This window comes from Micromonospora sediminicola (assembly GCF_900089585.1).
Taxonomy (GTDB): domain Bacteria; phylum Actinomycetota; class Actinomycetes; order Mycobacteriales; family Micromonosporaceae; genus Micromonospora; species Micromonospora sediminicola.
In genome coordinates, this window is record NZ_FLRH01000003.1 from 1,166,868 (window position 1) to 1,181,274 (window position 14,407).

Annotated in this window: 14 protein-coding genes; 8 read left to right on the plus strand and 6 right to left on the minus strand. The window is 74.2% G+C overall.

The features are described from left to right. Positions 1–19: 19 nt before the first annotated feature. The gene (gene proB, locus GA0070622_RS06080) at positions 20–1,177 is read right to left on the minus strand and encodes a glutamate 5-kinase (RefSeq protein ID WP_091569866.1); all 1,158 of its coding nucleotides are present in this window, start codon (positions 1,175–1,177) and stop codon (positions 20–22) included. Between the two features lie 13 nt (positions 1,178–1,190). Here proB and GA0070622_RS06085 point away from each other — a divergent pair, with 13 nt between their 5' ends. From GA0070622_RS06085 to GA0070622_RS06095, 3 genes are read left to right on the plus strand one after another with little or no spacing between them, the layout of a single operon-like run. Beyond that, positions 1,191–1,505, plus strand: a complete 315-nt coding sequence (locus GA0070622_RS06085) for an MGMT family protein (protein ID WP_091569870.1) — start codon at positions 1,191–1,193, stop codon at positions 1,503–1,505. Between the two features lie 32 nt (positions 1,506–1,537). After that, the gene (locus GA0070622_RS06090) at positions 1,538–2,896 is read left to right on the plus strand and encodes an MFS transporter (protein ID WP_091569874.1); all 1,359 of its coding nucleotides are present in this window, start codon (positions 1,538–1,540) and stop codon (positions 2,894–2,896) included. A gap of 55 nt (positions 2,897–2,951) precedes the next feature. Further along, positions 2,952–4,430, plus strand: coding sequence for a pyridoxal phosphate-dependent decarboxylase family protein (locus tag GA0070622_RS06095; protein ID WP_091569879.1), 1,479 nt, complete (start codon positions 2,952–2,954; stop codon positions 4,428–4,430). A 55-nt stretch (positions 4,431–4,485) separates the two neighbouring features. Here the strand turns inward: GA0070622_RS06095 and GA0070622_RS06100 are convergent, their stop codons facing one another. The 3 genes from GA0070622_RS06100 to GA0070622_RS06110 form a co-directional block, all read right to left on the minus strand. Further along, on the minus strand, positions 4,486–5,439 hold the full coding sequence (locus GA0070622_RS06100) for a hypothetical protein (protein ID WP_091569883.1): 954 nt from the start codon (positions 5,437–5,439) through the stop codon (positions 4,486–4,488). Positions 5,440–5,556: 117 nt separating this feature from the next. After that, the gene (locus GA0070622_RS06105; protein WP_091569888.1) at positions 5,557–6,753 is read right to left on the minus strand and encodes a hypothetical protein; all 1,197 of its coding nucleotides are present in this window, start codon (positions 6,751–6,753) and stop codon (positions 5,557–5,559) included. Then, the gene (locus tag GA0070622_RS06110; protein ID WP_091569892.1) at positions 6,746–7,306 is read right to left on the minus strand and encodes a SigE family RNA polymerase sigma factor; all 561 of its coding nucleotides are present in this window, start codon (positions 7,304–7,306) and stop codon (positions 6,746–6,748) included. The genes GA0070622_RS06105 and GA0070622_RS06110 overlap by 8 nt, the downstream gene beginning before the upstream one ends. Before the next feature lie 263 nt (positions 7,307–7,569). Between GA0070622_RS06110 and GA0070622_RS06115 the strand changes: the two genes are divergently transcribed. The 3 genes from GA0070622_RS06115 (at position 7,570) to GA0070622_RS06125 (ending at position 10,296) form a co-directional block, all read left to right on the plus strand. Continuing rightward, on the plus strand, positions 7,570–7,944 hold the full coding sequence (locus tag GA0070622_RS06115; RefSeq protein WP_091569896.1) for a hypothetical protein: 375 nt from the start codon (positions 7,570–7,572) through the stop codon (positions 7,942–7,944). A 438-nt stretch (positions 7,945–8,382) separates the two neighbouring features. Then, entirely contained in the window at positions 8,383–8,943 is a 561-nt protein-coding gene (locus GA0070622_RS06120) for an NADH-quinone oxidoreductase subunit B (RefSeq protein WP_091569900.1), read from the plus strand. 36 nt (positions 8,944–8,979) lie between these two features. Then, positions 8,980–10,296: a DUF2252 domain-containing protein gene (locus GA0070622_RS06125; RefSeq protein WP_091569905.1), complete on the plus strand. Its 1,317-nt coding sequence runs from the start codon at positions 8,980–8,982 to the stop codon at positions 10,294–10,296. An 18-nt stretch (positions 10,297–10,314) separates the two neighbouring features. Here the strand turns inward: GA0070622_RS06125 and GA0070622_RS06130 are convergent, their stop codons facing one another. Beyond that, complete coding sequence (locus GA0070622_RS06130) at positions 10,315–11,361, minus strand: glucose 1-dehydrogenase (protein WP_176710426.1); 1,047 nt, start codon at positions 11,359–11,361, stop codon at positions 10,315–10,317. 102 nt (positions 11,362–11,463) lie between these two features. Here GA0070622_RS06130 and GA0070622_RS06135 point away from each other — a divergent pair, with 102 nt between their 5' ends. Next, positions 11,464–12,264, plus strand: a complete 801-nt coding sequence (locus GA0070622_RS06135) for an NADH-quinone oxidoreductase subunit C (protein WP_091569910.1) — start codon at positions 11,464–11,466, stop codon at positions 12,262–12,264. Further along, positions 12,264–13,226: an NADH-quinone oxidoreductase subunit NuoH gene (gene nuoH / locus GA0070622_RS06140; RefSeq protein WP_091569914.1), complete on the plus strand. Its 963-nt coding sequence runs from the start codon at positions 12,264–12,266 to the stop codon at positions 13,224–13,226. Before GA0070622_RS06135 ends, nuoH begins: the two co-directional genes overlap by 1 nt. A 103-nt stretch (positions 13,227–13,329) precedes the next feature. On the opposite strand, the gene GA0070622_RS06145 is transcribed toward nuoH, so the two are convergent. Next, a complete protein-coding gene (locus GA0070622_RS06145; protein WP_091569918.1) occupies positions 13,330–14,382 on the minus strand; it encodes a glutathione S-transferase family protein in 1,053 nt (350 codons plus the stop codon). Between the last annotated feature and the right edge of the window lie 25 nt (positions 14,383–14,407).

Below are 14,407 nucleotides of genomic sequence, written 5' to 3' on the forward strand. Positions count from 1 at the left end.
GTTAACAAGGGGCCCCTGCTTACAGCAAAACGAGGTCGTCGCGGTGGACGACCTCACGTTCGTAGGCCGGGCCGAGCGCCGCGGCCAGCTCCGAGGTGGAGCGCCCGAGCAGGCCGGGCAGTTCCACCGCGTCGTAGTTGACCAGACCCCGGGCCACCGGCGCGCCGGCGGTGTCGACCAGGTCCACCGGGTCGCCGGCGGTGAACGCGCCGTCCACCGCGGTGATCCCGGCCGGCAGCAGCGACTTGCGCCGGCCGACCACGGCCTGCACCGCGCCGGGGTCGAGGTGGAGCCGGCCGCGGGGCGCGGTGGCGTGCGCCAGCCAGAAGAGCCGGGCGGCGGGCCGCCGGGCACTCGGGTGGAAGTAGGTGCCGACGGGCTCGCCGGCCAGCGCCGCCCCGGCCAGCGGCGCGGCGGTGAGCACCACCGGGATCCCGAAGCCGGTGGCGATCCGCGCCGCCTCGACCTTGGTCACCATGCCGCCGGTGCCCACCCCGGCCCGGCCGGCCCCGCCCACGTCGACGCCGGCCAGGTCACCCTCGCCGCGCACCTCGGTGATGCGGGTGCTGCCCGCGCGGGCGGGGTCGCCGGTCCAGAGCGCGTCCACGTCGGAGAGCAGCACCAGCAGGTCGGCGTCGACCAGCGCGGCGACCAGCGCGGCGAGGCGGTCGTTGTCGCCGAACCGGATCTCCTCGGTGGCCACCGTGTCGTTCTCGTTGACGATCGGCACGGCCCGCAGGTCGAGCAGTTTGCGCAGGGTCCGGTACGCGTTGCGGTAGTGCGCCCGCCGGGTCACGTCGTCGACGGTCAGCAGCACCTGCCCGACGGTGTGCCCGTGCCGGGCGAACGCGGTCGCGTACCGCCCGATGAGCAGGCCCTGGCCGACGCTGGCGGCGGCCTGCTGGGTGGCCAGGTCGCGCGGGCGCCGGGGTAGCCGCAGCGGCGCGAGACCGGCGGCGATCGCGCCGGAGGAGACCAGCACGACCTCGCGACCGGCGGTGGCGAGCGCGCCGAGCGTGTCGACGAGCGCGTCGACCCGGGCGTCGTCCAGCCCGCCCGTCGCGGTGGTCAGCGAGGACGAACCGATCTTGACCACGATCCGGCGGGCCGAGGTGACTGCTTCACGCACCCGACCATTCTGCGCGCTGCGCTCCGCGGGACCGTGGCGCGTTCCCATATCGTGGCAGCTCGTGACACCTGACGAATACGTCGAGGCGGTGCTGACGCTGGTCGAGCGGATCCCGCCGGGCCGGGCCATGTCGTACGGGGCGGTCGCCGACGCGCTGGCGGAGCGCTCCGGGCGGGCGTCGGCGCGGCTGGTCGGCTCGATCATGGCCCGGCACGGAGGCGGGGTGCCGTGGCACCGGGTGGTGAACGCGGCCGGCCGGCTCCCGCCGGGTCACGAGCGGGAGGCCCGGGCCCGGCTGCGCGCGGAGGGCTGCCCGTTGCGCGGGGACCGGGTGGACCTGGCGGCGGCCGCCTGGTCGCCGGAGGAGGGGATGTGACCGCGACCATAACGTGAGTAGCATTCGGCTCCATGACAGCTTCGGGCCTGCCCCGCCGGGTGCACCTCGGATACGCGCTGGGCTCCCTGGCCACCGGCGCGTTCGGCACCGTGCCCGGGCTGCTCCTGCTGCCGTACCTCACCGACACCCTGGGCGTGGCGGCCGGGCTGGCCGCGCTGCTGGTGCTCCTGCCGAAGGCGTGGGACGTGCTGGTCAACCCGGTGGCCGGGCGGATCTCCGACCGGACCCGCTCCCGCTGGGGTGCCCGCCGGCCCTACCTGCTCGGCGGTGGGCTCGCCCTGGCGGTGCTGTTCGCCGCGATCTTCGCCGCGCCGTTCGGGAACGGTCCGGCCGCCGCCGGGTACGTCGCGCTCGCCTTCCTGGCCGCCGCGACCGCGTTCGCCTTCTTCCAGGTGCCCTACGTGGCCATGCCGGCCGAGCTGACCGACGACCCGGCGGAGCGTACCCGCCTCATGACCTGGCGGATCGCGGTGCTGGCACTGGCCATCCTGGTCTCCGGCGCGGTGGCCCCGGCGGTGGTCGCCGCGGGCGGCGACGGCCTGCCGGGCCACCGCTGGATGGGCCTGTTCGTGGCCGCGCTGATCGTGGCCGGCGCGGTCGGCGCGTTCCTCGGCACCCGGTCCGCGCCGGCCGCGACGGTGGGGGAGAGCGAGCCGAGCCTGCGTGCCCAGCTCGCGGTCGCCGGCCGCAACCGGCCGTTCCGGGTGCTGCTGATCTGTTTCGTGATCCAGTCCGCCGGGGTGGCCACCGTGCTGGCCGGCGTCAAGTACTTCGCCGACCAGGTGCTGCGCGCGCCGGACAGCGGCCCGACGCTGCTCTTCGCCTGCTTCGTCGCGCCGGCGCTGCTGGTCATGCCGCTCTGGAGCCGGGCCGGTGCCCGGCTCGGCAAGCGGGCGTCGCTGGTCGCCGCGTCGCTGCTCTTCGCCGCCGGCGCGCTCACCCTGGTGACCGCGCCCGCGCTGCCGGCCGCCGGAGCGTACGCGGTGGTGGCGGTGATCGGCGTCGGGTACGCCGGCCAGCAGGTCTTCGCGCTGGCCATGCTGCCGGACTGCATCGCCTACGACACCGCGCGCACCGGGCGGCGGCAGGCCGGGGTGTTCACCGGGCTGTGGACCGCCGGGGAGACGTTCGGACTGGCCCTGGGGCCGGGCATCTACGGCCTCGTGCTCCAGATCTCCGGCTACGTCTCGTCGTCGACCGGGGTGGCGGCGGCCCAACCGGGCAGCGCCCGGCTCGGCGTGCTGCTCGGCTTCACCGTGCTGCCGGCCCTGCTCGTCGCCGCCCCGGTGGTGCTGCTGCGCGGCTACACGCTGACCCCCGCGCACCTGAGCACCGCGTCCGACGCCGTCCCGCCGACCGTGCGCGCGTGAGCCACCACGTCACACCCGCCGCCGCGGACCGTCACGAGAGGAACACCGGAGACCGATGACCGACACGGCAGGTGCGGGCGCGCTGCCCGCCGAGGGAATGCCCGCGCCGCGGGTGCTGGACGAGATCCGGGCGCTGCGGGCCGGCGACCGACCCACCCACGGTGGGCGGCTCTTCGCCTACGTCTACGACCCGGGCGTGGCCGGGCTGGACGAGCTGGCCCAGGCCGCGTACGCGGAGAGCGCGCACGTCAACGGCCTCGATCCGACCGCCTTCCCGTCGCTGCTGGCGATGGAGAACGCGCTGGTCGCCGCCGCCGCCCGGCTGCTCGGCGGCGGCCCGGGCACGGACGCGCCGGACGTGGTCGGCAGCGTCACCGGCGGCGGCACCGAGTCGCTGCTGCTCGCGGTCAAGGCGGCCCGCGACGCCCGTCCCGACCTCGCCGAGCCGCGGATGGTGGTGCCGGCCAGCGCGCACGCCGCGTTCGCCAAGGCGGCGCACTACCTGCGGGTGGCGCTGGACCGGGTGCCGGTCGACCCGGTGACGCTGCGGCCGGACGTGGCAGCGGTGGCCGCCGCGATCCGCCCGGAGACCGTGCTGGTCGTCGCGTCCGCCCCGTCCTACGCGCACGGCGTGGTCGACCCGGTCGCGGAGATCGCCGCCGTCGCGGCGAAAGCCGGCGTGCGCTGTCACGTGGACGCCTGCTTCGGCGGCTGGGCGCTGCCCTGGCTGCGCCGGCTCGGCGCGCCGGTGCCGCCGTTCGACTTCGCCGTGCCCGGGGTCACCTCGATCTCGGTGGACCTGCACAAGTACGCGTACGCCCCGAAGGGGGTGTCGGTGCTGCTGCACCGGGACGCGGCGCTGCGCTCCCCGCAGTACTTCGCGTACGCCGACTGGCCCGGCTACACGATGGTCAACCCGGTGATCGCCTCCACCCGCTCCGGCGGGCCGATCGCCGCCGCGTACGCGACGCTCCGCCATCTAGGCGAGGACGGCTACCTGCGGCTGGCGGCGTCGACCCGGGACGCGGTCGCCGGGCTGGCCGACGCGGTCCGCGCCGTCGACGGCCTGCGGTTGATGGCGGAACCGGAGTCCACTGTGGTCTGCTTCACCGCCGAGGACCCCACGCTCGACCTGTTCCTGCTGGTGGACGAGCTGACCGCGCGGGGCTGGCACACCCAACCCCAGCTCCGGTACGCCGACCTGCCGGCCAGCGTGCACCTCACGGTGACCGCCGCGGTGGCACCACGGGTGGCCGAGTTCGGCCCGGCGCTGGCCGACGCGGTCGCCGCGGCCCGCGCCGCCGGGCCGGTCGCGCTGCCGCCGGACCTGCTGGCGCTGGCCGGCGGCCTCACCCCGGAGGCGCTCACCCCGGAGTTGGTGGCCGGGCTGGCCGAAGGGCTCGGCCTGGGCGGTGGCGCCGGTGCGCCGGATCGGATGGCGGTGGTCAACACGCTGCTCGACGCCGCCCCGGCGCCGGTGCGGGAGCGGCTGCTGGCGGAGTTCGTCGGGCTGCTCCAGCGCCCGGCCTGGTGACCCGAAGACGTCCGGCCGGCACCCACGGGCGCCGGCCGGACGGACGAGGAACCGGTCAGGCCGCGTCGGCCACCCGGACGGTGAACGAGGCGGTGTTGTCGGCCGGGTCGGCGTCGGTCACGGTGTTGCCGTACCACTGGGTGCCGAGCTGGAACGAGACGGTGCCGAGGTCGCCCGGCGTGGTCTCCGGCTCGGCGCGCAGCAGCACGTCGAAGCTCCGCCGCTCACCGGTCATGAAGCGGTCGCCCGGAACCACGAAGTTGGTGAAGAAGCTCGGCGCGTCCTGCGGGTCGGTACCCCAGATCACCACTCCGGCCGGCAGCCCGGTCGCCTCGACCGACAGGTACTCGTGCGCGGTGTCGCCGGCCCACCCGACGGTCACCGGCAGTCGACCCTGGTAGCTGCCGTCCTCCTGGCGGGTCAGCGTGACCGCCCCGGCCGTGGTGATCGAGGCGCGGGCCTGGGTGTCCTGCACGTAGGGCACCGGGTTGCGCAGCGAGCCCGAGGTGGAGCGGAAGCGGGCGGCGAAGCTGGCCCGGTCGGCGACCTCGTTCCGGCCGTCGCCCACGTTGACCGAGATGCGCCCGCCCTTCGCGATCATCGCGACGTCCCGGGTCGGGGTGAGGACGTCGAAGCCGATCGAGAACGACCGGCTCTCGCCCGGTTCGATGTCGCCGCCGGGCACCGAGCAGGTGGCGGTCCGCCGGTTGTCCTTGGGGGCGCCGAAGCCGCACGCCTCCTCCGGGTCGAGCCGGCCGAGCGAGCCGGCGACCGGCTCGACCACGAAGACGCTGAAGTAGGTGGCGTCCGGGCCGTTGTTGGTCACCGTGACCGGCAGGCTGCCGTGGTAGCCGCGGTTCGTCGGTTCGAGCACCAGCCGGCCCACCGAGATGTCGGCGGCGGAGCTGTCGGTGGTGGGCGCGGCGGTCGCCGGAGCGGCGAGCGCCAGCAACGCGGCGCCACCGCCGAGCACGACGCCGGCCAGTCGACGTCCGGTGCGAGTGTTCATCTGGAAGGTCCTCCCGTGGTCCCCGTCACCGCACGGCTCGTCCGCGCGGTGTCACCCGTAGCACGCGACGGGTGTCGATCCGGTTGCGATCTTTTCTGGGTGAGATCCGACAGTGGTTCAGCGGTACGTGTAGCGGTCCTCGTTGTTCTCGTGGTCCTGGTCCAGCAGCGGGTCGGCGTCGGTGCCGACCGGCGACACCTCGGCGATGCCGGTGCCGCTGGCGCTGTTGGTGTTGCGGAGTCCGAAGCGGAAGGTCCGCTCCGCGCCGGGGCCGAGCGGGCCGAACCGGCAGACGATCGGTCCCTTCGGCGGCGCCCCGTCCCGGCAGGCCGACCAGTCGCCACCGTCCGCCACCGTGCCCACCTGCATCCGCAGGTGCAGCTCGACCAGGTCGGCCGGAACCGCGCCGAGGTTCCGCACCGTGACGGCGATCGTCCCGGTACGCGCGCCGTCCGCGTCCGGCGCGCTCCACGCCACGTTGCCGGCGGAGACCGTCAGATCGGTCAGGTGCGGGTTCGGGGCGAACGAGGTGGGCCCGTCCACCTGGGTGAAGCGCGTTCCGGACCAGCGGTAGCCGCGCCACTGACGCTGCGACCAGTCCAGCGACCAGCCACCGCCGGGTGAGCGGTCCGCCATCTCCACCCGAACCGTGCCCCGGTCGGTGACCTGCGTGTCCAGCAACCACCCGGGCGCCGTCTTCGCGGACCGGGTGACCTGGCCGAGCACGACGATCCGACCGTCGGCATCCCGGTCGAGCGCCACCACCTGCGACGGGCCCTGCTGGAAGATCAGGCAGCGGAGCAGGGCGACCGTCTCGACCGCGCCGTCGCCGTCCACGTCCCCGTGGGCGAGCTTCTCCAGGAGCACGTCGCCCTCCTTCCGGTAGCTGGCGGCGAGCCGGGTCGGCCCGGCCGTGCAGACCGCGCTCGGCGCCCACGCCGGCAGGTCGAGCCGGGCGGCCAGCAGTTGGGACCGGGTGATCCGCCCGTCCGGCGCGGTCGAGGCCGGGCCGCCCGTGCTCGGCGACGCGGACGGCGTCGGCGCCGGCGGTGACGTGCTCGCGGACGGGCTCGGGGTGCCGGTCTGCGCGGGAGCGGGCGACGGGTCGGGCCGCCGCTCCAGGGCGGCGTTCGCGCCCACCGGAATCGCCACGGCGAGCACCACGGCCGCCGCGGTGACCACCGCGGTCCGCCGGCGGCGCCGACGCACGGTCCGCCGGACCGCGGCGGTTCCGGCCGGGTGCACCACCGGGGCGTACGCGGCGCGGAACTCGGCGAACTCGCCGCCGACCAGGATGTCGTCGGGCTCAGTCATGATGGTTCACCTCGTTCGTCGTGGTGAGTTGCGCCGCCAGCGCGGCCCGCCCCCGGTGCAGCCAGGACTTGACGGTGCCCTCCGGCACGTCCTCCTGGGCCGCGATCTGCGCGACGCTGAGATCGGCCAGGTAGTGCAGCACCACCGCGCGGCGTTGGTTGGTGGGTAGGACGGCCAGCGCGGCGGTCAACGCGACGCGGTCCGGGCCGGGCCCCGGCACGTGCTCCTCACGCTGCCGGTGCAGCCACGCCTGGGCCGTCCGCAACCGCCGCCACCGGCTGGTCGCCAGGTTCCACGCCACCCGGCGGACCCAGGCCACCGGGTCGTCGTAGCGGGACACCCGGGACCAGCGCGCGAACGCCCGGCAGAACGCCTCCTGCACCATGTCCTGCGCCTGCGTCAGGTCACCGCAGTAGGCGGTGAGCTGGATGGTCAGCGACCGGAAATGCGCGTGGTAGAGGCCGTCGAAGTCGACCGTCTCCGGCCCGTCCGGGCGCCTCGCCGTCCTTTCGGGCGGCGGATCGTCGAGCCGCGGCTCCCTCGTCACCGTCATCTGGTCCTCCCCGTGAGCATGCCGCCGGCGCGGTCACACCGGTCACACGCCCAGACGTCGGCCCGGGTTGCGGGGTTGCCGCGTCGACGCCGGCGGGGACTGTCCGGTCGGGGACAACTCCGGGCGGTATGACGGCGATCACATTCCGGGAATCCCAACAACCATCGTAAGTATTTACGTTTATGGATTAATGGTGGTTTATGTGGATCTTTCCCATCCGTAGCGTCTTCCTCAACGGAACGACCGACACGGGAGGACACGACATGGACATCCGGAAGATCACACTCGTTGGCGCGACCGGCCTGGCCGGCCTGGCCCTGGGCATCGGCGCCGTGGCGGCGATCGGCCCCGGCCCCTCCGTCGCGCTGGCCATCGGCCCCGGCCCGTCCGTGCCGCTGCCGATCGGTCCGGGTCCGTCGGCGTTGGCCGGGTGGATCGGTCCGACGAAGATCGGCCCCGGCCCGTCCGTGCCGCTGCCGATCGGTCCGGGTCCGTCGGCGTTGGCCGGGTGGATCGGTCCGACGAAGATCGGCCCCGGCCCGTCCGTGCCGCTGCCGATCGGTCCCGGCCCGACCGTGATCACCGCGTGGCTCGGCCCGACCGGGATCGGCCCCGGCCCCGGCGTCGCGGGGAACTGACCGTCTCGACCGCCCGGCCGGCACCGCCGGCCGGGCCGTCGGCCCCACACCCCGGCCGGCGTCCGTCGCGGGCAAACGCCCGGGCGCGCGGGGCCGTGGCCGACCCTCGCTCGGTCGACCTGACGAGGGCGGGGGCGGCCGTCCGGTGCCGCCCGGCGTCAGCCGACCCGGCTCACCCGCACGAAGCCGGCCCTCGCGCGGGCGGGGCGACGGTCAGGGTGGCGGGGACGGCCGGCGCGCCGTCGGATGCGTACGGTCATGGTGTTCCTCCCCGTGTCGTGGACGGCCGACCGGCCGGCCACGTGGCCGGGAACCTACTCGCGCGGGAGCCGACCGGTCGCCCCGAGGGGCAAAGCGTGCAATCCGCCGCCGGCCCCGACTTCCGGTCCGACCGCTGTGGTTGACTGTCGGTCCGGGGACAGCGGAGGGAGGCCCGACGTGCAGCTGCCGGCCGTGCTCGGTGAGCCGATCCGGTTCGTGCTGAACTGGGGCCGCCGCTACTCGCTCTGGGTGTTCAACTTCGGCCTGGCCTGCTGCGCGATCGAGTTCATCGCGACCAGCATGGGCCGGCACGACTTCATGCGGCTCGGCGTGATCCCGTTCGCCCACGGCCCCCGGCAGGCCGACCTCATGGTGGTCAGCGGCACCGTCACCGACAAGATGGCCCCGGCGGTCAAGCGGCTCTACGACCAGATGCCGGAGCCGAAGTACGTGATCTCGTTCGGCGCCTGCTCGAACTGCGGCGGCCCGTACTGGGACTCCTACTCGGTGACCAAGGGCGTCGACCAGCTCATCCCGGTCGACGTCTACGTGCCCGGCTGCCCGCCGCGGCCGGAGGCGCTGCTGCACGGCATCCTCCGCCTCCAGGAGAAGATCGCCGCCGAGGAGTCCGGCGTCGGCGGCGTCCCCCGCCCCGACCGGCTCGCCCCGCCGGCGGACTCGGTCCCGCGGCCGGTGGAGGCGCTGACCGCACCCCCGGTGCGTCCCCCGGTCGGCTGAACCGCCGGGTGGCGCAGCGGGACTAGCCTGCGGACCATGACCGACTCCGCGGAGAAGCGTTCCGCCTTCATCGTCGACGTGCTGACCGAGGAGTTCGGCGCGTCCATGGCGATCGACCCGGCGGCGTTCCGCCGGAAGTTCCGCAAGATGGCCGCCTCACCGTTCGCCTTCTACCGGGGCAGCGCCTCGCTCTTCTACGCCGACCAGCTCGGCGACTTCGCCAGCGAGCGGTTCCTCGACGACCGGACCAGCCGGGTGTGGATCCACGGCGACCTGCACGCGGAGAACTTCGGCACCTACATGAACGCCTCCGGGCAGCTCGTGTTCAACGTCAACGACTTCGACGAGGCGTACGTCGGGCCGTTCACGTGGGACCTCAAGCGCCTGGCCGCGAGCGTGGCGCTGCTCGGTTACGCCAAGGCGCTCTCCGACCGGGTGATCGGCGAGCTGGTGACCGGCTTCGCCCGCTCCTACCTGGCCGAGTTGCGGGCCATCTCCGCCGGTGGGGACGACGCGATCGGCTCGATCACGCTGGAGAACGCGGACGGCGTGCTGCGCCGGGTGCTCCAGCAGGCCCGGCTGAACACCCGGGTGGACCTGCTCGCCGCGCAGACCACGATCGACAACTACGAGCGCCGCTTCTCCCTCGGCGACGGCGTGTACGAGATCGACGCCGCGACCCGGGAGAAGGTCTGCGCCGCGTTCGAGGACTACCTGGGCACGCTGCCGGAGTCGACCTCCCGGCTGCGCCCGGTGGCCACCACCATCAAGGACGTGGTGCTGCGCAAGGGGGTCGGCATCGGCTCGGCCGGGCTGCCCTCGTACAACCTCCTGCTGGAGGGGCACACGCAGGCGCTGGAGAACGACGTCGTCATCTACATGAAGCAGGCCCAGGTGCCGGCCGTGGCGCGGCACATCGACGACGAGCGGGTCCGGTCGTACTTCCGGCACCAGGGGCACCGCACCGCGGAGTCGCAGCGGGCGTTGCAGGCGCACGCCGACCCGTGGCTGGGGTTCACCGAACTGGACGGCGCCGGGCAGCTCGTCGCCGAGGTCTCCCCGTACGCGGCGGACCTCGACTGGGCCGACGTCAACGAGCCGGAGGAGCTGGGCGGGGTGCTCACCGACCTGGGTCGGGCGGTGGCCCGGATGCACTCGGTGGCCGACGACGAGTCCAGCCATGACCTGGTCGACTACTCGACCGAGGACTCGATCGTCGCGGCGGTGGACGCGGACGCCGACGGATTCGTCGACTACCTGGTCGACTTCGCCCACCGGTACGGGATCCGGGCCCGCGAGGACCACCAGCTCTTCGTGGACCTGTTCCGCAACGGCCGGCTGCCCGGCATCTGAGCGGGCACCCGCCCCGCCTCACTGCGCGAAGTCCAGCACCACCTTGATGTCCTCGCCCGTCGAGGCGTACGCCTCCCGGTACGCCGAGACCGGCACCCGGCGGGTGATCAGCGAGTTCAGCCACGACTGGTCGGCCCGGGCGAGCGCCTGGGCGGCCAGGTCCCAGTGCCGGCGGCCGGCGTTGACCGAACCGAAGACCACGTTGTTCTCCAGCACCAGCTCCCGGTTCAGGGCGCCCGCGTCGAAGTCGATGGTCCGGCCGCCGCTGGAGACGCCGGTCAGGCAGACGATGCCGGTGGGCGCGGCCTTGCACATCGCGTCCAGCACCACCGGCGGCGCGCCGGTGCACTCGACCACCACGTCCGGTTGCAGGTCCAGCTCGGCCACGGTCGAGCTGTGGTAGGTGGCGCCGAGCGCGCGAACCAGGTCCGGCTTCGGGCCGGTGGTGTTGCGGTCCAGCACGTGCACGGACAACTCCCGCTGGCTGGCCAGCAGCGCGGCCAGCAGCCCGATCGGCCCGGCGCCCGTGATCAGCGCGGTCTTCGGCTTCCACTCGGCCCGGCGGCCGATCCGCTCGATGTGGTCCCACGCCTTCGCCACCACGCTGGTCGGCTCCAGCAGCATGCCCACCGACGCGAGCGCCTCGTTCAGGCCGACGGCGAACTTGGGCTGCAACCGCCAGCGGTCCCGGGCGAACCCGGGCAGCCCCTTGATGCCGTGCTCGGTGTACTGACCGTTGCGGCACATGTCCCACTCGTCCATCGCGCAGTTCGCGCACGGCACCGGGTCGGGGTGGCGGACCACGCCGGCCACCAGGTCGCCCGGGTGCAGCGTGCCGGTCGGGTCCTCCAGCACCCGGCCCAGCGACTCGTGCCCGAGCACGAGCCGCTCCTGTCCCGGGGGCGCCTCGCCGTACTCCCCGGCGATGATCTCGTGGTCGGTGCCGCAGACGCCGACCGCCAGCGCCTCGACCAGGATCGCGCCCTCCTCGGGCTCCGGCTCGGGCCACTCGTCGGTCAGTCGGAGCGAGTCCGGGACACCCGGGGTCACAGTCACAGCGCGCACGGTCCTCATCTTTCCCCGCCGTGCGCCGGTCCGCCCGGCAAAGCGACGATCCGGGCCGGGCGGCCCGACCCGGCCCGCGGCCGCCGGCCATAGGATCAGCGCATGACTCCGGAAGAGGTCGGCCGGCGGGTGGTCGCGCTGCTCGCGCCCGTGGAGGCCGCCGCGTCGGTCTCCGGCGGTCAGGGGTACGCCCGCGCCACCGTCGACGTACCCCCGGCGAGCTGGGCCGACGCGGTGCGCGCGGCGCGCGACGACGCCGAGCTGGAGTTCGACTTCCTCGACTGGCTGTCGGCGGTGGACGAGCTGGCCGACGGCTTCGACGTGGTCGTGCACCTCTGGTCGGTGCGGCACCGGCACGGTCTGCTGCTGCGCACCCGGGTGCCCCGCGCGGCGCCGGTCGTGGCGTCCGTGGTCGACGTCTTCCCCGGCGCCGACTGGCACGAGCGGGAGACCCACGAGATGTTCGGCATCGACTTCGCCGGGCACGCCGAGCTGCGACCGCTGCTGCTGCCGCCGGAGTTCGAGGGGCACCCGCTGCGCAAGGAGTTCGTGCTCGCGTCCCGGGTGGCCAAGCCGTGGCCCGGCGCCAAGGAACCGGGCGAGTCGGAGGCCGGTGGCGGGCGGCGACCGGTCCGGCCGCCGGGCGTACCGGCGCCGGGGGAGTGGGGAACGACGCCCACCCCGGCCGGCGCGGCCGGGGCGGGCGAGGGCCCGCGCGGCGGTACGCCGGCCCGCCCGGCCCGGGAACGTCCGGCGCGCCCGGCCCCCGGTGGACGTCCCGCGCGCCCCGCGCCCGAGGCGGAGACCGGTGAGCCGGAGCCGCTCGGGCCTCCCGTGCCCGGGGAGCGGCCGACCGGGCCGCCCCGCCAGGAACCGCGGCCCGACGCGGCGGGGGAGTCCTGATGCCCGACTGGTTGGAGCTGGTCCTGCGGGTGGTGGGCGTGCTGGTCGCGTTCCTCACCCTGCCGCTGATCGTCGGGCAGGCCGAGCACAAGGTGATGGCCCACATGCAGGGCCGGCTCGGCCCGATGTACGCCGGCGGTTTCCACGGCTGGGCGCAGCTGGTGGCCGACGGGATCAAGTTCGTGCAGAAGGAGGACGTCACCCCGCGCGAGGCGGACCGGCCGGTGTTCCGGCTCGCGCCGGCGGTGGCCCTGGTGCCGTACCTGCTCGCCCTGCTGGTCATCCCGCTCGGGCCGGGTGACCTGGTCGCCCAGCCGCTGGACATCGGCCTGTTCTTCGTGCTCGCGGTGGTGGGCATCGGCGTGCTCGCGGTGCTCATGTCCGCCTGGGCGTCGGCCAACAAGTACAGCCTGCTCGGCGGGTTGCGCGGCGCCGCCCAGCTGCTCGGCTACGAGCTGCCGCTGGTGCTGGCCGCCGCCTCGGTGGCGATGGCGGCGGGCACGCTCAGCCTGCCCGGCATCGTGGAGGCGTGGCATCCCTGGTGGCTGCTCTGGCAGGCGCCGGCCATGGTGATCTTCTTCGTCGCCGGGCTGGCCGAGATCCGCCGCCCGCCGTTCGACATGCCGGTGGCCGACTCCGAGCTGGTCTTCGGCTACATGACCGAGTACACCGGCCTGCGCTTCGCGTTCTTCCTGCTGGCCGAGTACGTCGGCATCGTGGTGATCGCGGCGCTGACCACGGTGCTCTTCCTCGGCGGCTGGCAGGGCCCGTTCGCGGACGCCCAGCTCGGCTGGCTGTGGACGCTGCTGAAGGTGTTCGCGGTCGCCTTCGTGATCATCTGGCTCCGGGTGAGCTACCCGCGGCTGCGCGAGGACCAGCTCCAGCGCCTCTGCTGGCTGGTCCTGGTCCCCCTGGCCCTGGCCCAGCTGGTCCTCACCGCCGCCGTCCGCCTCGCCCTGTAACCCCCTCACCCCTCCTCGTCGATCTTGCGCTTCCGGCCCCGGCGAAAGGTGCGAAAAGCGCGAACCGGGGGCCCGAAGTGCAAGATCGACGAGGGGAGAGGGGTCAGGGCAGCGGGGTGTGCGCGGGGTCCACGCGCTCGTCGGGGGTGGGGGGCGGGGGTGGGGTGCCGTCGCCGAAGGGGCGGCCGCCCAGGTCCTCCCGGTCGTGCGGGGTGAGCCAGTTGCTCAGGTCGGGGCCGAGCGGCACGATGCCGGTCGGGTTGATGTCGCGGTGGACCTCGTAGTAGTGCCGCTTGATGTGGTCGAAGTCGATCGTGTCGCCGAAGCCCGGGGTCTGGAACAGGTCCCGCGCGTACGCCCACAGCACCGGCATCTCGCTCAGCTTCTGCCGGTTGCACTTGAAGTGCCCGTGGTAGACCGGGTCGAAGCGGACCAGCGTGGTGAACAGCCGCACGTCCGCCTCGGTGATCGTGTCGCCGACCAGGTAGCGCTGCCCGGCCAGCCGCTCGCTCAACCAGTCCAACCGGTCGAAGAGCCGGTGGTACGCCCGCTCGTACGCCTCCTGGCTGCCGGCGAATCCGCACCGGTAGACGCCGTTGTTCACGTCGGCGAAGACCTTCGCGTTGACCTCGTCGATCTCGGCGCGCAGCGGCTCCGGGTAGAGCTGCGGCGCCCCGGGCCGGTGGTGGGCCGTCCATTCGGTCGACAGGTCCAGGCTCATCTGCGCGTAGTCGTTGGTCACCACCTGCCCGGTGGGCACGTCCACCAGCGCCGGCACCGTGATACCCCGCTCGTAGCCGGGGAAGCGGGCGAAGTAGGCGTCGGCGAGCCGCTCGATGCCGAGCACCGGGTCCCGGCCGCCCGGGTCCAGGTCGAACGTCCAGCTCCGCTTGTCGTGGGTGGGCCCGGCCACGGCCATCGAGATGGCGTCCTCCAGGCCGAGCAGGCGCCGGACGATGATCAGCCGGTTCGCCCACGGGCACGCCCGGCTGACCGCCAGCCGGTAGCGGCCCGGCTCCACCGGCCAGCCGTCCCGCGCGTCGGCGGTGATCCGGGTGGCGATGTAGCGCTGGTCGCGGGTGAACTCGCCGCCCGGTTCCACGTACTTGCCGCCGGTCCGGTCGAGAACCTCGTCGTTGCTGCCGGCCACGCCCACCTCCCGAGTTGACTTCCGCCCCCAT

Coding starts and splice junctions, on each gene's coding strand:
- proB (WP_091569866.1), bottom strand. CDS start 1,177: ATGGGAACGCGCCACGGTCCCGCGGAGCGCAGCGCGCAGAATGGTCGG.
- GA0070622_RS06090 (WP_091569874.1), top strand. CDS start 1,538: ATGACAGCTTCGGGCCTGCCCCGCCGGGTGCACCTCGGATACGCGCTG.
- GA0070622_RS06095 (WP_091569879.1), top strand. CDS start 2,952: ATGACCGACACGGCAGGTGCGGGCGCGCTGCCCGCCGAGGGAATGCCC.
- GA0070622_RS06100 (WP_091569883.1), bottom strand. CDS start 5,439: ATGAACACTCGCACCGGACGTCGACTGGCCGGCGTCGTGCTCGGCGGT.
- GA0070622_RS06105 (WP_091569888.1), bottom strand. CDS start 6,753: ATGACTGAGCCCGACGACATCCTGGTCGGCGGCGAGTTCGCCGAGTTC.
- GA0070622_RS06110 (WP_091569892.1), bottom strand. CDS start 7,306: ATGACGGTGACGAGGGAGCCGCGGCTCGACGATCCGCCGCCCGAAAGG.
- GA0070622_RS06115 (WP_091569896.1), top strand. CDS start 7,570: ATGGACATCCGGAAGATCACACTCGTTGGCGCGACCGGCCTGGCCGGC.
- GA0070622_RS06125 (WP_091569905.1), top strand. CDS start 8,980: ATGACCGACTCCGCGGAGAAGCGTTCCGCCTTCATCGTCGACGTGCTG.
- GA0070622_RS06135 (WP_091569910.1), top strand. CDS start 11,464: ATGACTCCGGAAGAGGTCGGCCGGCGGGTGGTCGCGCTGCTCGCGCCC.
- nuoH (WP_091569914.1), top strand. CDS start 12,264: ATGCCCGACTGGTTGGAGCTGGTCCTGCGGGTGGTGGGCGTGCTGGTC.